This is a genomic window from Prochlorococcus marinus str. MIT 0917 (assembly GCF_027359575.1).
Lineage (GTDB): Bacteria > Cyanobacteriota > Cyanobacteriia > PCC-6307 > Cyanobiaceae > Prochlorococcus_B > Prochlorococcus_B marinus_D.
The window spans coordinates 889,525-908,475 of sequence record NZ_CP114784.1 but is presented as its reverse complement, the minus strand read 5'-3'; the positions used below and the strand labels follow the sequence as shown (position 1 = coordinate 908,475).

Genomic DNA, 18,951 nt, shown 5'->3' with positions numbered 1-18,951 from the left:
TTTGGATATTCAATCCTGCTCAACATAATTCTGGTCAGCGGCAAATAGATCACTAAAGTTCAGATCGGCACGTTTATCGCCCTTAATGACGAAAGTTCTTGTTTCTGATCCCATTGATCAAGCAGGTATAGATATTCTTACTCAGGTTGCTCAGGTTGACCAAAAAGTTGGTCTTTCTACAGATCAGTTAAAGAATATAATTTGTGATTATGACGGATTAATGATCCGTTCAGGAACTCAAGTCACCTCAGATGTGATTTCTGAGGCAAAGAAATTAAGAATCATTGGTAGAGCAGGTGTTGGTGTAGATAATGTTGATGTACCAACCGCTACGAGGAAGGGTGTCTTAGTTGTTAATTCTCCAGGTGGAAACACTATTGCTGCAGCTGAGCATGCTCTAGCAATGATTCTTTCATTATCTAGAAATATCCCTCAAGCTCATGCAAGTATGTTTTCTGGGGGTTGGGATAGGAAAAAATACGTAGGAAATGAACTTTATAAGAAAACTTTAGGAGTAGTTGGACTTGGAAAGATTGGATCTCATGTTGCAAAAGTTGCGAATGCGATGGGTATGGAAGTCGTTGGATTTGATCCTTTCGTTTCCAGTGAAAGAGCTCAGCAAATGCAGGTTCGATTAAGTGATCTTGATGAATTGTTCAAAGAATCTGATTATGTAACCCTTCATCTCCCAAGGACCCCTGAAACAGAGAATTTAGTGGATATAGACCTTCTAAGAAAAATGAAACCAACTGCGAGATTGGTTAATTGTGCAAGAGGCGGGATTATTAATGAAAATGATCTAGCTCATGCATTAGAGGAAAATGTTATTCAGGGTGCTGCAATCGATGTATATGCAAAAGAACCTTTGGCTGAAAATTCTCCTCTACGTGCTGTAAATAAAGGCTTGTTACTTACGCCACATTTGGGTGCTTCAACTGTGGAGGCTCAACAAAATGTAGCTATTGACGTTGCAGAACAAATTAGAGATGTTCTTCTAGGCTTGCCAGCACGCAGCGCCGTAAATATTCCAGGACTTAGCGCAGAGATAATGGATAGTCTTAAACCACATTTGAAACTTGCTGAGACATTAGGATTATTAGTTAGTCAAATTTCAGGGGGACAGATACAAAAATTAGAAGTACGTTTGCAAGGGGAATTCGCTCAACATCCATCTCAACCTCTTGTTATTGCAACTTTGAAGGGATTACTCACTAGTGCATTGGGAGATAAAATTAATTATGTAAACGCTTCGCTGGAAGCTAAAGGACGAGGTATTGATGTCGTCGAAATTAAGGACGAGTTGAACCCAGAGTTTGCTCGAGGCTCTTTGCAGTTGGATAGTTTTAGCGATAAAGGTGGTCATAGTGTCTCTGGGACTGTTTTTGGTGATGGCGATCTTGGTATTACAAGTATTGATGAGTACCCGATAAATTTTGTGCCAAGTAGACATATGCTTTTTACTAGGCATAGGGATATGCCTGGAATAATTGGTCAGATAGGTTCACTTCTTGGAAAACACAATGTCAACATCGCTTCAATGCAGGTAGGAAGAAGGATTGTAAGAGGTGAGGCCGTTATGGTTTTGAGTATCGATGATCCTATCCCATCTGAATTATTGGGTTCAATTCTTTCAATGCAAGGAATAAACGAAGCTCATTCTGTGACTTTATAAACCGTTGGTTGAAAAAACTATTGATTTGCATAACTCTCAGCCTCTTTGGTTGAGATTGGAGCAGGAATTTCCAATTGAGTTAGAAGATTCTTTTTATTGGCTTTTTAGCAATTTAGAAATTCATAGATTTTCTTTTGAGCACCGTCCAAATGAAAACACCACTCAAAAGTTATTTATATGGCTTCCGTTGAATGAGTGGTCAGTTAGAGAGCAAGAGACCCTAGTAAAATCATTAATCTCGTTGGCAAAAACTTTTGATTTGACCTTGCCTCCTTGCGAATGGATTCTAGTAAAAGATGAAGATTGGAGCTTAAGTTGGAAAAAAAATTGGAAACCTGATCCTGTAGGACAATCAATTTTAATTTTACCGGCATGGTTAGATGTTCCTGAAAAATTTTCAGAACGAAAAATTATTCTTTTAGACCCTGGAAGCGCTTTTGGGACTGGTAGCCATCCTTCTACTAGGCTATGCATTGAAGCCTTGGATAATAATCCTCCAGTAGGTCAAGTAATTGCTGATATAGGTTGTGGAAGCGGAATACTATCTTTAGCTGCATTAAAATTAGGTGCAAAGAGTACTTTCTCTGTTGATACTGATTCTTTAGCAATATCAGCAACCAAAACTAATTCTGCCTTAAATGATTTTCCTGAAAATTTATTAAATGTTTTTCTTGGTTCTATTGAAGAAGTTGAGGCAAATATGCCGAGAAAAAAAATTGATTTGGTGGTCTGCAATATTCTTGCACCTGTCATAAAATTACTTGGACCATCTTTCGGAAAAATTATTAGTCATAAAGGTAAAGTGATTTTGTCTGGTTTATTAGTTGACCAAATTGAAGAACTACAAGAATTTTTTTTACCGCTTGGTTGGCAAGTTCTTGAAATCAAAATAAAGGATCAATGGGCCTTAATGGAATTGACTTTGGATTTACCTTGATTCAGTAAATTCTAAATTTTTAAATTAGTAATCTTCATGACATCTTTTAAGATCACTTTTATAAATGAGTTAAGTGGTCTTAAAGAAATCATTGATATCCCAGATGACAAATATATTCTTGATGCTGCATGTGAAAAAAATATTGATCTTCCCTACTCCTGTCGATCGGGAGCTTGTTCGACTTGTGTTGCTAAATTAGAGAAAGGAGCGGTTGACCAACAGGATCAAAGTTTTTTGGACGATGATCAAATTAAAAAAGGTTATGTTTTGATTTGTGTGGCATATCCGACTTCAGATTGCACAATTAGAACCCATGCAGAAGACGAAATGTATTGATATTAATTTTTTTGCCAGATTTTCATCGTTTTGCTTGCCAAATTTCTCCTTTCTAGCCAACCTCTTGTTTATGTGCTCATGGGCGCAAATAAAATTATTTAGGTATTAATTGATTTCAGAAGTTTTGCCAACCAACAAAGTTCAAGGTCTTTTAGATCATGGTTCTATTCATTCAAGTATTGGAGGGCAATTTAGTTTTAGGGTTTTAGGACCATGTTGTCGTCTCTATGACCGTGAGGAATTACCTTGGCCTTGTTGCAGGCTCTCATGGCGAAGTAAAGAGCCTAGCTGGAGAAGAATTGGGAAAAGATTGGTTGCTGATATTGCTGCACAAAAATGTCCATCATATTCGGTTGAAATAATCCAACCGGGAGTTAAACCAACAAAAACTATTTTGACCTTATTCTCTAGTCGTTTAGATACGAATATTCAGGAATGGTGGTATAGCAAACATCCACGTTCTAGAGATAGCTCAAATATTGAGCCCCAATCTGCATGAATTTATAAAAAACAAAAATTCTTTTTGGATTTAAAGTGATGAAGATATTAAGCATTTCAGGCATAAGTTCATACCATTTTTCAAATTTGGAGGATAATTGTAAGTAATTAAATTTCAACACAGGGATGAACTTCGACTATCACGCTGTTGCTTCTGCTGCTACTGCTGCTATTCCGTTGGCTGCTGGAGCTGCTGGAGTTGGCTATTTCATATTGCGCCAAAAAGGCTTTGGATTTGGTACTTCACATTTGCTAGTAGGTTTGCCTATGTTTGCTGTTGGTGGAGCTGCAGCGGCTTTCTTCCTCATAACAAAGTGAAAAAAGTTAGTTTTTAACCAATAAAAAAGGGGCCAATGGCCCCTTTTTTATTGGTTTTTAAATTTGGATAAATTTAAGTACCTGGGTTGAAACCTTGACCTTTGGTCGCAGGCACATATCCAGCAGCTGTAGTGCTACAACCAAGACTTTCGGCTGTGCTTCCGGTAGCTACTTTACATAGATTCTTTTGTTGACTTCTATCTAAAACAGCATCAGTAAAGTCAGCGCCATCAATGGTTACACCATCAAAAACACTCTTAAGTAACTCTGCACCAGTTAGTTTTACATTTGTGAGGTTTGCATTATCAAACCTTGTTGCATAGGCTATGACATTGGTCATGTTTGCGCCCGTTAGATCAGAGTCCTTTAAAGTTGAGACACTGAAATAAGCCCCAGTGAAATTCGCCCCACCAAGATCTTTTCCTGATAAGTCGTATTTTACATACTCTGTATTTTGTAAGTCCTTACCAGCCAAGCTTGTATCTAAGCTCTCCACTGATGAAGGATCGCTGGGATACAGGGCATTTACAGAAAGAGGACTAATAATGAGACTTACAAGCACAGGTATCAAAACAAATAGTCTTGTAAGGGACCGTTTAAGAGAAGAAATAAAAGAATCCATTAATAACGCCAGCGATTGACGGAAGCACCAAACTCGACCATTGTTTCATGTAGTGGCATTTCATAGGCAAGGGATCAAGAACTGTTGCAGCGTTTCTTTATATCAATTTGCAAAAAGTCTTTTGCTAACTGGGTATTTGGAAAAATTGCTTTTGCTTCATTAAGCAAATCATTAGGACTTGTTTCATTCCCAGGGGTATATCTTGGGCTCAAATGAGTCAAAATTAATTGATTTACGTTCGCTTTTACAGCAATTTCAGCCGCCATTGTGGCAGTTGAATGCCCGCGTTGATAAGCCATTTCAGTCTCTTTATATGCATATGTAGCTTCATGAATTAATAGATCGGCTTCTCTAGAAATTTCAATTGCGGATTCTGTATAAAAAGTATCTGTGCAATAAACCATGCTTACCCCAGGTCTAGGAGGTCCGCAGAATTCTCTCCCAGAAAAAGTTCGTCCATCATCTAAACGCACTTCCTCTCCTCTTTGGAGTGCGGCATATAAAGGGCCAGGAGGTATTTTTTGTGACTTTGCTTTGTCTATGTCGAATCTGCCTGGTCTGGATTTCTGATTCACTCTGTAAGCAAAAGATGGGATTCGATGCTTCAGTGGAGCAGCTTTTACTTCTAAATCGGAATCTTCAAATAAAATTTCTTTTTGAATAGCAGCATTTTCAACTTTATTGAATTTTAAAGAGTAAGCCAATCTGCTTGAACTGTTGTACAAGCAAGCATCAATAAAATTTTTAAGAGGCGCTGGTCCATAGAGCTCAATGCCAGAGCTGCTTCCAGCCAACCCAATACTTGCTAGAAGTCCTGGTAGGCCATACACATGATCGCCATGCATGTGAGTTATGAATATTTTTTTTATTTGAGATAGCTTTAGATTGCTTCTGATGAACTGATGTTGAGTGCCTTCGCCACAATCGAACAACCACAAATCTGATCGTTGTGGAGGCTTTAATACCATCGCTGATACGTTTCTCGTTAGAGTTGGAACACCTGAGCTTGTTCCAAGAAAAGTGACTTGCAATTTTGCCCCTTTTAATACATGTTGCCATTCATAGCTTTGACCACTGGTAGATCTTCCTTCTTATAGGCAGAATTAGTATCTAAATTCAATTTTTATTGTGAGCACATCACCTAAAAGTAATTCGGGATGGGCCATAGTTTTTGCAGCTATATTTTTCATCTCTCCATTAAAAGCAATTGCTGCCAAAGAGCCATTAATACGTGTCTTGATTGGTCAGGAAAACAAGGCAAGATTTAGAGCAGATGGCTCCAAATCTATTTTTGTTAAAGGGATTTCTTCTAAACAAAGACCTATTAAATCTATAAGTATAATTTATGGTAATGGTAGTGCTAATTATTCTATAAATAACAACCTAAATCTATGGTTTGAATTACCTAAGAATTTTCACTTAATAATTAAAAATAATGATGATCGTGGCATTTGGTATAAAAATAGAAGATATGCTGGAGAATTAAGAGTTACATTAAATGATCAGAAGTTGCAAATAATAAATTATTTAAAATTAGAAAAATATTTAAAAAGTGTTGTAGGTAGCGAAATGCCTAAAGAATTTCCACTTGCAGCACTTCAAGCTCAAGCAATAGCGGCTAGGACTTATGCTTTAAAACTTTTAGGGAAGAATAAATTTTTTGATATTCATTCAAATCAATCTAATCAAGTTTATTTAGGACTTGAAGCTGAAACAACAAAAATAAATAGGGCAGTTAGAAGTACAAGTTCACTTGCATTGTTTTATAAAAATAAACTTATAGAGGCAGTTTTTCATAGTAGTTCTGGTGGTAGAACTGAAAATTCTGGTCAAGTCTGGAAGTATCAATTGCCTTACTTAAGGAGTGTTGTTGATTATGATCAAAATAGTGAAAAATATAGATGGTCAAAAAAAATTAGTTCTTCAGAATTAGATCAAATATTTTCCGATTTAGGTGGACTAAATAGTATTCAAATTATAAAAAAAAGTAATAGTGATAGAGTCTTAAAACTTAGACTTTATGGGCCCAAGGGAACTAAAATTATCTCCGGTAAAACTTTAAGAAAAAATTTAAAACTACTAAGTAATAAATTTAATTTAAATTTGAAATTTAATCAAACTAAACTAGATAATAAATTCAATTCTGATAATAAAGTAGTTGAAGATTTCGCGCTTGAACCTCTCCCTCTAATTCCAGCAGATTACTTTCTATTAGTGAAAGGTTATGGCGCTGGACATGGTGTTGGACTGAGTCAATGGGGGGCAAAGGCAATGGCTGAAAGAGGAGCAGGCTTTCGTAGAATTCTAAAACATTATTATACGGGAGTACAGATAAAAACCTATTAGTAATTATTTAACAGCTATTAATTATAGGATCTAGATGTTTTTTAACCAATTGCGTTGAAAACGACCCGGGGTTTGATTCTATAACTTTCATCTAAATTTCCAATGCCTAGGATTTTATTTTTTTTATCCAATACTAATATGTTTTTATTATGAAAAGTACTATCTTCAAATTCATTATTTTGGCTTAACTTTAGACGTTTAACATTATTCTGAAAACATATCTTTCTTCCTGAGCGCCAACTAATAATCTCTTCTTCAGAAATTAATTCAAAAGAAGCAAGATGTTTAAAAAAAATAGTTGGGTTAAGAACTTTAGGTTTGGTTTCTTCTGGGTAAAATTCTGATTTCTCAGGTAGTAATACGGAATCATTTTCGTTGAAATTATAAGCTTTTGTTCGACGTAACTTTTTTAAATGACCACCGCATCCAATCTTATCTCCAATATCTCTAGCCAAGGATCTAATGTATGTTCCAGTTGAGCATTCGACATCAACTAATAACTCACCTTTACTTTGAGACCAGCTTATTAAATTTAATTTTTTTATAGTCACTTTTTTAGGAATCAAATCAAATTTTTCTCCTTTTCTTGCTTTCTTATAAGCTCTCTCTCCTTTAACATGAACACTAGAAAAAATAGGGGGTTTTTGTAATATCTCGCCTCTGAAATTATCTAGTAGATAATTCATATCATTTTCGCTAATTAATGGCCAAATTTTTGATTCTAAAATTTCTCCTTGCATATCATCAGTATTCGTTGTAGTTCCTAACTGAATGATTCCTTTATAAGCTTTAGACCCTTGTAAATAGGAGATTAATCTTGTCGCATCGCCTATCGCTATTGGAAGTACTCCAGTAACTGAGGGGTCTAGAGTTCCACTATGTCCAATTTTTTTGATACCAAATACTTTTCTAAGTCTATTAACGCAATCATGGGAAGTAAGCCCAGCAGGCTTATCAATGACAACAAATCCAAAAGGCTTTTTCAAAATCAATATTGTAGGTTGAGACTCACATGAAAAGATTGTTCATGTTACCCCGAACATTTAAAGTTATAACTCAGTGTGTTCAGTGAGCCAAATAATATGACCAATTTAGATTTAAGTATTTCCAGCTTCCTTAAAGATGGCTTTAACTTGAAAAAACACCTTATTGATTTCCTTCATATAAATAATGATCAATTAGATGAAAGATTGCAGAATGGTGTTGATGATTTGGCAGCTCTGCATCCAGGTGCATTTACTGAGAACAATGCAAGAGATTTTTACGAAGAAAAAGTTGGAGATGCTCATCTAATAGATCTAGCATCTTGGCATTTAAATAGTTCTAATTACATAGCTGATACGCTTCGTCTACAACAAAAATTTGCTTCTGGAAAAGTTTTAGATTTTGGTGGAGGTATTGGTACGCATGCTCTGGCTGCATCGTTTTTGACAGAAGTTGAACATGTTTGGTTTGTGGATCTAAACCCTCAAAATCGAAGTTTTGTACAACATAGGTCTAAGGCATTGGGCGTCGAAGATAAGATTTCGGTTTTTAGAGATTTAGAAAGCACATCTGATGTGATTTTTGATTCTCTTGTTTGTTTGGATGTCCTTGAACATCTTCCTGATCCAGCAAAACAATTAAAAATTTTTTTGGATAAGCTTTCTCCTAATGGAATTGCTCTATTGAATTGGTATTTTTATAAAGGGAAAAATGGAGAATATCCTTTTCACTTTGATGAACCTGGTTTGATTGAGAATTTCTTCTCTACATTACAATTGAATTACTTAGAAGTTTTCCATCCTTTTTTAATTACTACTCGAGCTTACAAACCATTAAAAAGTATCAGCTAGCCTGCTTTAACAGCCGAAATATTAATTCTTTTTCTATTCCTTAATCCTCTACGAATACTTTCAAAATGAACCGAACCATCAGTTAAGGCGAAAAGAGTATCATCTTTGCCTCTGCCTACATTGATCCCTGGAAGAATTGATGTACCTCTTTGACGGATGAGAATAGATCCTGCTGTTACTTTCTCACCACCATAGGCTTTTACACCAAGTCTTTTTGAGTTTGAATCTCTTCCATTTCTAGTTGATCCGGTACCTTTCTTATGAGCCATAATTTATGTAATCTTTTAATTTGATTTTTCAGATTCTACTTTATTAGCAGTCGTTTCGGTTCCTTTAGTTTCTTTTGTTTTTTTAGATTTTGATCCAACCGAAATGGATTGAACTAAAACTCTTGTGAGTTCTTGACGGTGTCCAGTTTTTCTCCTTGTTTTTTTCTTTGGACGCATTTTGTAAACAATTATTTTTGGCCCTCTTCTATGTTCTAAGACTTTTAGTTGTACTTTCGCCTCTTTGACATAGGGTTTCCCAATCTTTAAATCTTTGCCATCGTTAAGAAGAAGAACCTTTTCAATAGTCAAAACCTCATCAACTTCTGCATGGCATCTATCTATATCGTAATAACGGTTAGGTTGAAGCCAAAATTGTTTTCCTGATGCTTCGACTATTGCATAAATTTTATCTTGTGATTTTTCCTTCTTGGGAGATGATTTTTTATCAGCCATAATTATTGGTGACACGTTAAGGCTCGAAATAAAATTAAAGGGATGCCCTTACTTAAATCGATTAAGCCTTAATCGTAATCGAAAAACAAACTAACATTTTCGCTTTTTGTTGGTTACTTAGTCAAGATCTAGGGAGGGCAAATGTTCTGTGGATTTTTCGGAGGTTTTAAATGAATGCAAGAAAGACATATATTCTCAAGCTTTATGTGGCTGGGAATACACCAAATTCTATGAGAGCTTTGAATACGTTGAGAGAAATCTTAGAAAGTGAATTCAAAGGTGTCTATGCCCTTAAAGTTATTGATGTTTTAAAAAGCCCTCAATTAGCCGAAGAAGATAAAATACTTGCTACACCGACTTTATCTAAGATTTTACCCCCACCTGTTCGAAGAATAATTGGCGACCTATCCGATAGAGAAAAAGTCTTAATTGGATTGGACCTGTTGTATGACGAACTAACAGATCAGGAAATGTTTTACTCTTCAGATAAATAATTGAGTTATTTAAACAAGAAGTAAATTAATTCTTAAGCCCATCTGATAACAAAGCAATTTTTTGAGTTTGTTTATTATGTTTTGTACATAAGAGCTTTTAGCGTTCTTCAAGAAACAAATTAGACCAAAAATGCATGTTCAAAAACTCCCCACTGGAATCGAGGGCTTTGATGATATTTGTCATGGTGGGTTGCCTAATGCGCGCAGCACATTAGTTAGCGGAACATCAGGTACTGGTAAAACTGTTTTTTCTTTGCAATATCTTCATCATGGAATATGTAATTTTGATGAACCTGGTATTTTTGTTACTTTTGAAGAATCACCTTTAGATATCATTCGAAATGCTGCAAGCTTTGGTTGGGATTTACAAGGATTAATTGATCAAAATAAACTTTTTATTTTAGATGCATCTCCAGACCCAGATGGACAAGATGTAGCTGGGAGTTTTGATTTGTCAGGTTTAATTGAAAGGATCAGTTATGCGATTAGAAAGTTCAAAGCTAAGAGAGTGGCTATAGATTCAATGACAGCTGTTTTTCAACAATATGATGCTCTTTATGTCGTTAGAAGAGAGATTTTTCGACTAATAGCAAGACTCAAAGAGATAGGTGTGACTACTGTTATGACTACTGAAAGAATAGATGAATATGGTCCAATTGCTAGATATGGAGTTGAAGAATTCGTTTCTGACAATGTTGTTATTTTGAGAAATGTTTTAGAGGCAGAGAAGAGGAGAAGAACTGTAGAGATTTTGAAATTAAGAGGAACTACACATATGAAGGGTGAATTCCCTTTCACAATGGGTCCACAAGGAATAGTTGCATTCCCTTTAGGTGCAATGAGGTTGACTCAAAGATCATCAAATATTCGTATCAGTTCTGGTGTTCCCGATTTGGATGAAATGTGTGGAGGAGGATATTTTCAAGACTCAATTATTCTTGCAACTGGTGCAACTGGTACTGGAAAAACAATGCTAGTTTCTAAGTTTGTTGAAGATGCTTATATTCATAAAGAAAGAACAATACTTTTTGCATATGAAGAATCAAGAGCACAACTGCTTAGAAATGCAACTAGCTGGGGAATTGATTTTGAAAAAATGGAAGCGGATGGATTATTGAAGATTATTTGTGCTTATCCAGAATCAACTGGTTTGGAAGACCATTTGCAAATAATCAAATCCGAGATTAGTGAGTATAAACCTTCTAGAATGGCAATAGATTCGCTATCTGCATTAGCTAGAGGTGTAAGCCTGAATGCATTTAGACAGTTTGTTATTGGAATAACTGGTTATGCGAAACAAGAAGAAATCGCAGGATTCTTTACAAATACTGCAGAAGAATTCATGGGAAGCCACTCAATTACTGATTCACATATTTCAACGATAACTGATACTATTTTGCTTTTGCAATATGTAGAAATCAGAGGTGAAATGGCAAGAGCGATAAATGTCTTTAAGATGCGGGGATCCTGGCATGACAAAAGGATACGTGAATATATCATTACTAATGAAGGGCCTGAGATTAAAGATTCATTCTCTAACTTTGAACAGATATTTAGTGGAGCACCTCATCGCATTAATCCTGAGGAGCAGATCACGGGTGTTTTTAAAAGCATTAAACCTAATGAAGATTAATTCTATTTGATTAAAGACTTATCATTTTCAAGTTCCCAATTTTTCCTTGCTGACTTTAATAACAGCTGATCAGCATCAGAGTCTTCAAGTGGAAGTTCAAACCAAAAAGTAGTTCCAGTATTTAGTTCACTAGCCATTCTTATCTCACTACCGTGTTTATCAACGATTCCTTTGACTATTGCAAGACCAAGTCCAGTACCTACTTCAGTGTGGACTGAATCTTCAACTCTGTAAAAACGTTCAAATATCCTTTGTTGATCAAGTTCAGAAATGCCACATCCTGTATCAGATACCTCAACTCTGATTTTTGGTATTGGGGACAATATCTCAAAATGAGGAGCTTTATTGTCTAGATCAACAGGCGAAGCAACGCATATGTCAGGCCATGGATAGGCTTTTAAATTTATTGTTCCTCCTTCTTGACTAAATTTAAGTGCATTACCAACAAGGTTATCTAATACCTGAAGAAGCATATCCCAGTTACCTAAAACAAATGCCAAATTATTCTCAACGTTTAATATTAATTTCACATTTTTATCTTCAGCATTAAGTTTATAGTTTCTTAGGGTTTGTTCCATGGCTTCTTTTATACTTAGTGCTTCTAGTTGGATCGTTCTTCCAGACTCCAACTTGGATAAGTCAAGAACATCATTGACCAAGCGAGTCAGTCTATCTGTCTCTGAATTTGCAACACCCAGAAATTCTTTTTGCTCATCTTTTGTAAGTTGGTCTCCTAAGTCATAAAGTGTCTCAACATAGCTTTTGATATTAAATAATGGCGTTCTCAATTCGTGAGAAACATTACTGATGAATCTTTTTTGTGCTGCGTTTAATTGAACTTCCCTAGTTAAATCTTGAACTGTAACAGCAATACCCTTGATGTTTTCTCCAGTAGTATCTCTGACAGACTTTAAAACTATACGAAGTGTTCTTGGTGGTTCTTCAAGATTACAACGTAAATCATCGCTGTCTCCGAAATTGTCTAATAGAGAGGTTATTGGTGTTTCAAGTTCACTTACGAGAGACTCAGGAATTTGATTCAATAACCTTTGACCTTCCAGATTTCTCCCTTCCCAGCGAAAGAGTCTTCTAGCAGTTGGATTGACTAAAACAATATTTCCTTGTTCGTCAAGAAGAAGTGCTCCATCTGCCATGGTGGCTATTAAAGATTGCTGTTTGACTTGGGCAGCTTTTAATTCTTCAATATTTGCAGCGTCATAGTCTTCTAGTCTGGATGCCATTGCATTAAAACCAGTTAACAGTTCTCCAAGTTCTCCACTCATGGGGAGATCTACTCTTGATTTAAAATTACCCTTAGCAATCTCTCGGACTCCAATGAGTAATTCTTTAATTGGTCGAGTAATTGTTAGAGCATTAAATACTGCGCCTATAATTACTAAAACCCAAATAGAAATAAACACAGCCACAGTAATTTCTCTAGTTAATGCTGCTGTAGCAAGCGCTTTTTTATTTGGTGTTACTCCCAGAGCTAAGGTGCCTAGATATTCGCCCTTCCAAAGCATGGGAACAAAAACATCAGTTACCTGTCCTTGCGGAGTTGAATGTTGTCTAACTAATGGGAATTGTGGTTGTTTTTTTAATTCACTTGGTAGTTGAAGTTTTCTGGTTAGTTGTAAGGCAACCTCATCAGCCTCAGATTCTGTAGTTGTTGCACTTACTGGAATACCCAGTTTTACAAATCCATCTGGGTCAGTAAAGAAAATGTACCTTAAGTTCCTGCTAGAACGCCAAAACTTTTCTGCCACGTTAAAAAGTTCTCTGGTTTGATTCTTCGCTACTAATTCCGTTACGTTACCTGATAATAATAATCCTAAATCCCTAGCGTATCTTGTATCATTCATGCCAGCATCTTTTTGTATGCTGCTTAAAGCAAAAAATGTAATAAGTGTCATTATAAAACTAACTACTAATGTTCCAAATGCTAGTAATTTTGATCTTAAATTAAATCTAGACCACCATAAATTTATTTTTTCTAAAATACTTAAATCATCAAAAAATAGATTTTCTTTTGATTGTGAAAAAGTATTTTTTTGGTCCGTATTTGAATTATTCATTAATAAAAACTAAATTAAAATTTTCTAACTTGGTAGCCTATATCTTTTCTATAATGCATGCCTTCAAAGCTAATTCTCTTCAAGTTAGAGTAGGCAAAATCGAAAGCTTTGTCGAAGCTTTCTCCCTGAGCGACTATTGAAAGAACTCTTCCACCAGAAGTAATTATATTGTCAAATTCGTCAATTGTGGTTCCAGCGTGAAAAACTTGGAGTGAAAGATTTGATTCAACTTTAATATTGACCTTGTTACCTTTTTGAGGGCTTTCAGGGTATCCCTTAGATGCTGCAACTATACAAGCACTGCATTCAGAATTAAATGTAAGTTTTGGTGCTTTTTCAATCTCTCCTCGAGCGCAAGCAAAAAGTACAGAAGCAAATTCCTCTCCCATTAATGGCATTAAAGCTTGACATTCTGGATCACCAAAGCGGCAATTAAATTCAATAACTTTTGGTCCAGATGAAGTAAGCATTAAGCCCACATAAATGACGCCTATATATTTGATTTTCTTTTTTTTCAAGCCTTTTAAAGTTGGGTTAAGAACAAGCTCCGTTAAGTCTGCAAGATCTTTTTCATTAATTAAAAGCGCAGGTGCATAAGCTCCCATTCCTCCAGTATTTGGACCATTGTCTCCATCAAGTAATCTTTTGTGATCTTGAGCTGGTGGAAGAACAATTAATTTTTCTCCATCACATAAAGCAAAAATAGAAACTTCTGGGCCTTCAATTTTTTCTTCAAGGATCACTTTATTTCCCGCAGAGCCAAACTTTCCAGAAAATATCTCCTTAATTGCTTCCTTAGATTGCTCAATGGTTTCGCAAACAGTTACACCTTTGCCTGCCGCAAGTCCATCTGCTTTGATAACAAGAGGTTGGTTAAATCTTTTAAGAATTTCTAGTGCTTCCTCCTTAGATCCTGTAGACCAGTACTTGGCTGTAGGGATATTGTTTTCTATCATAAGAGCTTTAGACCACTCTTTACTTGCCTCTAATTGAGCACCGTCTTTGCCTGGACCAAAAACTGTTAATCCTTCTTCACGCATTTTATCGGCCAAGCCCTCGGCTAAAGGGACTTCAGGACCAATTACGACTAAATTAATTCCAAGTCTTTGACATTCCTTAATGATCGTTTTTGCATCTTCATGTTTAGGTTTTAGGCAAATACATTTTTCAAAGTTGGTGGTACCTCCATTCCCAGGACAAACATATATTTGTTCGATAGATTGATTTTTTGATAGCGCCCAAGCAATAGAGTTTTCTCTTCCTCCACTTCCAACTATTAATATTCTTTTTAATTCCTCAGTGTTTTGATTCTTTGTCATAGTTTTACTTTCGCTTGAATGAAAAAATAGTTTTAGTTGATCTTTAATTACCTTTTGATTATTAGTTAATACATAGGTTGAAGAGAAGTTGTTTAGTTGTTAGGAGTTTAGGTCTTAAACAAATTTGTCTTGATTGAGGTGATTTTTTTAGCATTCTCTATTTATACTAATTAGATATCTGAGGTGTTAATGAATCATATCCAAGGATCACTAATTTATGAAGGCAAGGCAAAAAGAGTTTTTGCTAGTGAAAATCCAAATAGGGTTTTAATAGAGTTCAAAAATGATGCTACAGCTTTTAACGCAAAAAAACGATCAGAGATTGACGGTAAAGGGCGTCTGAATTGCAAAATTTCTGCGGCCCTTTTTAAATTGCTCGAATTGAATGGAATTCCAACACACTTTCTAGAACTTCAATCGGAAACATTCATGATTGCGGATAAAATTAAAGTAATTCCTCTAGAAGTTGTTATTCGCAATATTGCTACCGGTTCATTATGTAGAGAGACACCAATCAACCAAGGAACAATATTAAATCCACCACTCCTCGATCTTTATTATAAAGATGATGAATTAGGAGACCCTATACTCACAGAAAGAAGATTAAAGTTGCTTGATTTGATTACTCCTTCTCAGATGGAAGAAGTGGAGAAAATTACTAGAAGTGTAAATAAAATTTTAAAAGAATATTTTGATTCACTTGATTTATTATTGGTTGATTTTAAATTAGAGTTCGGTTTTAACTCACTAGGTAAAATTGTGTTAGGTGATGAAATAAGTCCAGATAATTGTAGGTTTTGGGATAAAACAAATTCTGATCCTAAGGGACGCATCCTTGACAAAGACCGCTTTCGGCAAGATCTTGGAGGTGTGAAAGATGCTTATGAGGAGATTTTGAAACGTATAGAAAAAGACTCTTCTAATGCTTCTTAAGCGAATCATTCTTAGCTAAGTCCTTCATTTAATTGAATTGATTTGAAATTTATGTTAAAAAGATCCTCCAGACCTAATCAAAAATTAATAAGCAAAAGTGCATATGCAATTGCTTTAGTAGTACCTTTGATTAGTATTTTTGGAGAAACAAAAGCCTCCAAAATAATCTCAAGTGAAAATCAATTTTTTGTTGAAAATAAGATTGGTGAAAGTTTTCAATTTAATCATCAATCAAATAATAATAAATTTAATCTAAATCTCGATAATTTTTTTATTTCAGAGGGAGAAAATCAAAATGATGAAAAAACTATTATTGAAGAACAAAGAGTATTAATTTCAGAAATTCTTATTGAGGGACTTGAAGATCATCCTGATAAAGAGCGCTTGGAAGATATTGCTTATGATGCAATGTTAATTAGTCCTGGTAGTAAAGTTACTAGTGAAGAAGTTAAGAAGGATTTAGATCGAATTTATTCAACAGGGTGGTTCTCTGGTGCAAAAATCGAGTCTTTGAATAGTGCTTTAGGAGTTAAACTTTTGATTAAAATTGAACCTAATCCCATATTAAATAATATAAGTATTCTTCCGCTTGAAAGGAAAATATCAAATACAAAATTAAATGAGATTTTTAATAATGATTATGGTAAAACCTTAAATCTGAATACCTTGAAAATAAGGATTAAAGAAATTAAGGATTGGTATAGTAGTAAAGGATATTCTTTGGCAAGGATTTCTGGTCCAAGTCGTGTAACGAAAGAGGGAAGAGTTGAACTTAATATTCAAGAAGGATACATTTCTGGTATTGAGATAAGTTTTATAGATGAAGATGGTAATACAGAAGACGAAAAAGGCAGGTTAATAAAAGGAAAAACAAAGACATGGGTAATTGAAAGAGAATTAATAACCAAAGTTGGAGATATTTTTAATAGAAATAAATTAGAATCAGATATTAAAAGATTATATTCAACGTCACTCTTTAATGATGTAAAAGTAACTCTTAAGCCAGTAAGTACTGAGCCTGGAAAGATTATCATTTCATTAGGTATAACAGAGCAAAGAACTGGATCTTTGACTGGAGGCCTTGGTTATAGCGGAGGCCAAGGTGTATTTGGACAGATCGGTTTGCAAGAGTCCAATCTTGTTGGAAGAGCATGGTCATCAAATATGAATTTAACTTATGGTGAATATGGAGCACTACTAAATCTTTCTTTATACGATCCCTGGATTAAAAATGATAAACATAGAACATCTTTTAGAACTTCATTATATTTAAGTAGAGAGGTCCCTCAAGAATTTAGAAGTCAAGAGGGAGGAAGTATTAGAGGAGTTACAGATAGATATGAAGCACCTAATTCATTAATAAGTTACGACACCAATCAATCTCAAAACTTAGACATAAACCATAATAATACTTTAATCGAAACGGGTCCATTTACTAATCTTTCCTCCGCGCAGTTATCTGCACCTCAGTTTAGCTGGTTTGATTATGAGGGTGATTCTATTGTCTTAGAGCGAACAGGAGGAGGCTTCTCTTTTGCAAGACCTTTGAATGGAGGTCAGCCTCTAAAAAAGGTACCTTGGAGTGTACTTATTGGTGCGAATTTACAGAAAGTTAAGCCAATAGATTACGCAGGAGATAAAAGACCCTATGGTGTAGCATCAACAAATTTTATAGACGGTAAAGTTCCTGAGAATGAAGTTATTTGTGTCGCATATAATTGCTCTACAGAAAATACATTAGTTAGTTTAAAAAGTGCTGTAACTTACAATAATTTAGATAATTCAAGAAATCCAACCTCTGGAGATTATTTAAATATTGGCTCTGAACAATTTATTAGTTTAGGTGAGAATTCACCGACCTTTAATAGAACCCGGGTTAGTTATTCTCGCTTTTATCCTATTAATTGGCTGAAGTTTCATAAGGGTTGTCGTCCCAAGTCTGGTGAAAAATCAGATTGCTCTCAATCGATAGGTTTTCAAGCAAAGATTGGAACAATCATTGGAGATTTACCTCCTTATGAAGCATTTTGCTTAGGAGGAGCCAGTTCTGTTCGAGGTTGGAACTCTTGTGATCTAGGCGTCGCAAGAAATTTCGGAGAAGCAACAGGAGAGTACAGGTTTCCTATTTGGCGACTGGTTTCTGGAGTCCTATTTGTTGACGTAGGATCTGATTTTGGTTCCCAATCAAATGTCCCAGGGAAGCCTGGAAAAATTCTAGAAAAACCTGGATCTGGTTTTTCTGTTGGACCTGGAGCCGTTATTAATACACCTGTTGGCCCAATTCGGATAGAGGCAGCGAGTCAAGATTTCAGTGGTAATTGGCGATATAACATTGGAATTGGCTGGAAATTCTAGTGTTCTCCTTCCCCCACAACTATGAAGAAGGTTGGACGCTTCAAAAAGAAATTAAAAAAGATGGTATTGGATTGCATACAGGTCTTGAATGTACGGTCATTATTAAACCAGCAGAATTAAGCGGATTTCATATCTCTTTTTCGGAGGAGCCTAATAAAGTTATTCCCATAGATATTTCGCAAGTAAGGAATACTCCTTTATGTACAACTCTTGTTCTGAATGAAAAAAAAGTAGCTACCGTTGAACACTTGTTGGCGTCACTAATTGGAGCAGGCTTGACTCATGCACATATAGAAATAAATGGCAGTGAGATTCCCTTACTTGATGGTTCTGCTATTGGTTGGATCAAGGAAATTCAAAAGGTAGGAATGGTTAAAACCATGACATCTCCTAAACCAAGGCCAGAACCCAAATCTCCAATTTTTGTCAGCAAAGGAGAAAGTGTGATTTTTGCAATACCATCAAAAAAATTGAAATTAGTAGGTTTGATTGATTTCCCATATAAGGCAATTGGACAGCAAATGTTTTCTATTGAGCTATCTCCAAATAATTTTGTTAAAGAAATTGCACCTGCACGAACTTTTGGCTTTCTTGATCAGTTAGAAGAATTAAAGAAAGCTGGTCTAATTAAAGGAGGAGCTCTTGAAAATGCGTTGGTTTGTAATGGTGATTCTTGGGTGAATCCACCCTTGAGATTTGCAAACGAACCAGTGCGTCATAAATTGCTTGACTTGATTGGAGATTTAGCTTTTGTTGGATTACCGAAAGCGCAAATTTTTGTTTATAAAGGGTCTCACGCTCTTCATGCTGAATTTGCAGCTTCTCTTCAAAAGGTATTAACTTAATTAAATCTAAT

The 18,951-nt window shown here is 35.4% G+C and carries 19 protein-coding genes; 12 read left to right on the top strand and 7 right to left on the bottom strand.

Going from position 1 to position 18,951, the window contains the following annotated elements:
• The first annotated feature begins 85 nt into the window (after nt 1-85).
• The 5 genes from serA (at nt 86) to O5637_RS05325 (ending at nt 3,761) form a co-directional block, all read left to right on the top strand.
• On the top strand, nt 86-1,672 hold the full coding sequence (gene serA, locus O5637_RS05345; RefSeq protein ID WP_269606742.1) for a phosphoglycerate dehydrogenase: 1,587 nt from the start codon (nt 86-88) through the stop codon (nt 1,670-1,672).
• 4 nt (nt 1,673-1,676) lie between these two features.
• Complete coding sequence (prmA, locus tag O5637_RS05340) at nt 1,677-2,609, top strand: 50S ribosomal protein L11 methyltransferase (protein ID WP_269606740.1); 933 nt, start codon at nt 1,677-1,679, stop codon at nt 2,607-2,609.
• Nucleotides 2,610-2,645: 36 nt separating this feature from the next.
• Nucleotides 2,646-2,945 carry a 2Fe-2S iron-sulfur cluster-binding protein gene (locus tag O5637_RS05335; protein WP_269606739.1) on the top strand — a complete coding sequence of 100 codons (300 nt, stop codon included), beginning with the start codon at nt 2,646-2,648 and terminating at the stop codon, nt 2,943-2,945.
• A gap of 109 nt (nt 2,946-3,054) precedes the next feature.
• Nucleotides 3,055-3,444 (top strand): hypothetical protein, encoded by a 390-nt coding sequence (locus O5637_RS05330; protein ID WP_269606737.1) that lies wholly within the window; start codon nt 3,055-3,057, stop codon nt 3,442-3,444.
• Nucleotides 3,445-3,569: 125 nt separating this feature from the next.
• The gene (locus O5637_RS05325) at nt 3,570-3,761 is read left to right on the top strand and encodes a hypothetical protein (RefSeq protein WP_158467090.1); all 192 of its coding nucleotides are present in this window, start codon (nt 3,570-3,572) and stop codon (nt 3,759-3,761) included.
• A 73-nt stretch (nt 3,762-3,834) separates the two neighbouring features.
• Here O5637_RS05325 and O5637_RS05320 read toward each other — a convergent pair whose 3' ends face one another.
• Together O5637_RS05320 and rnz are read right to left on the bottom strand one after the other, a co-directional pair.
• On the bottom strand, nt 3,835-4,383 hold the full coding sequence (locus O5637_RS05320) for a pentapeptide repeat-containing protein (RefSeq protein WP_269606733.1): 549 nt from the start codon (nt 4,381-4,383) through the stop codon (nt 3,835-3,837).
• A gap of 74 nt (nt 4,384-4,457) precedes the next feature.
• Nucleotides 4,458-5,414: a ribonuclease Z gene (gene rnz, locus O5637_RS05315; RefSeq protein WP_269606731.1), complete on the bottom strand. Its 957-nt coding sequence runs from the start codon at nt 5,412-5,414 to the stop codon at nt 4,458-4,460.
• 97 nt (nt 5,415-5,511) lie between these two features.
• Between rnz and O5637_RS05310 the strand changes: the two genes are divergently transcribed.
• Entirely contained in the window at nt 5,512-6,729 is a 1,218-nt protein-coding gene (locus O5637_RS05310) for a SpoIID/LytB domain-containing protein (RefSeq protein WP_269606729.1), read from the top strand.
• Nucleotides 6,730-6,770: 41 nt separating this feature from the next.
• On the opposite strand, the gene truB is transcribed toward O5637_RS05310, so the two are convergent.
• The gene (gene truB / locus O5637_RS05305) at nt 6,771-7,715 is read right to left on the bottom strand and encodes a tRNA pseudouridine(55) synthase TruB (protein ID WP_269606727.1); all 945 of its coding nucleotides are present in this window, start codon (nt 7,713-7,715) and stop codon (nt 6,771-6,773) included.
• A 96-nt stretch (nt 7,716-7,811) separates the two neighbouring features.
• On the opposite strand from truB, the gene O5637_RS05300 reads away from it, so the two are divergent.
• Nucleotides 7,812-8,564, top strand: coding sequence for a class I SAM-dependent methyltransferase (locus tag O5637_RS05300; RefSeq protein WP_269606725.1), 753 nt, complete (start codon nt 7,812-7,814; stop codon nt 8,562-8,564).
• Here the strand turns inward: O5637_RS05300 and rpmA are convergent.
• On the bottom strand, nt 8,561-8,833 hold the full coding sequence (gene rpmA / locus O5637_RS05295; protein ID WP_269606723.1) for a 50S ribosomal protein L27: 273 nt from the start codon (nt 8,831-8,833) through the stop codon (nt 8,561-8,563). The two genes, O5637_RS05300 and rpmA, sit on opposite strands and share 4 nt — an antisense overlap.
• 15 nt (nt 8,834-8,848) lie before the next feature.
• A complete protein-coding gene (gene rplU / locus O5637_RS05290; protein ID WP_269606721.1) occupies nt 8,849-9,286 on the bottom strand; it encodes a 50S ribosomal protein L21 in 438 nt (145 codons plus the stop codon).
• Between the two features lie 170 nt (nt 9,287-9,456).
• Between rplU and kaiB the strand changes: the two genes are divergently transcribed.
• Both kaiB and kaiC read left to right on the top strand, forming a co-directional pair.
• Nucleotides 9,457-9,780 carry a circadian clock protein KaiB gene (gene kaiB, locus O5637_RS05285; protein WP_269606720.1) on the top strand — a complete coding sequence of 108 codons (324 nt, stop codon included), beginning with the start codon at nt 9,457-9,459 and terminating at the stop codon, nt 9,778-9,780.
• A gap of 130 nt (nt 9,781-9,910) precedes the next feature.
• Complete coding sequence (kaiC, locus tag O5637_RS05280; RefSeq protein ID WP_269606718.1) at nt 9,911-11,413, top strand: circadian clock protein KaiC; 1,503 nt, start codon at nt 9,911-9,913, stop codon at nt 11,411-11,413.
• Nucleotides 11,414-11,415: 2 nt separating this feature from the next.
• Here kaiC and O5637_RS05275 read toward each other — a convergent pair whose 3' ends face one another.
• Both O5637_RS05275 and purD read right to left on the bottom strand, forming a co-directional pair.
• Nucleotides 11,416-13,488 (bottom strand): HAMP domain-containing sensor histidine kinase, encoded by a 2,073-nt coding sequence (locus O5637_RS05275; protein WP_269606716.1) that lies wholly within the window; start codon nt 13,486-13,488, stop codon nt 11,416-11,418.
• A gap of 14 nt (nt 13,489-13,502) precedes the next feature.
• The gene (gene purD, locus O5637_RS05270) at nt 13,503-14,807 is read right to left on the bottom strand and encodes a phosphoribosylamine--glycine ligase (protein WP_269606714.1); all 1,305 of its coding nucleotides are present in this window, start codon (nt 14,805-14,807) and stop codon (nt 13,503-13,505) included.
• 189 nt (nt 14,808-14,996) lie between these two features.
• Between purD and purC the strand changes: the two genes are divergently transcribed.
• The 3 genes from purC to lpxC are packed head-to-tail and all read left to right on the top strand — an operon-like array spanning nt 14,997 to nt 18,940.
• A complete protein-coding gene (gene purC, locus O5637_RS05265; RefSeq protein ID WP_269606712.1) occupies nt 14,997-15,740 on the top strand; it encodes a phosphoribosylaminoimidazolesuccinocarboxamide synthase in 744 nt (247 codons plus the stop codon).
• A gap of 51 nt (nt 15,741-15,791) precedes the next feature.
• Nucleotides 15,792-18,095 (top strand): BamA/TamA family outer membrane protein, encoded by a 2,304-nt coding sequence (locus O5637_RS05260; protein WP_269606711.1) that lies wholly within the window; start codon nt 15,792-15,794, stop codon nt 18,093-18,095.
• Nucleotides 18,095-18,940: a UDP-3-O-acyl-N-acetylglucosamine deacetylase gene (gene lpxC, locus O5637_RS05255; protein WP_269606709.1), complete on the top strand. Its 846-nt coding sequence runs from the start codon at nt 18,095-18,097 to the stop codon at nt 18,938-18,940. The genes O5637_RS05260 and lpxC overlap by 1 nt, the downstream gene beginning before the upstream one ends.
• Nucleotides 18,941-18,951 lie beyond the last annotated feature (11 nt).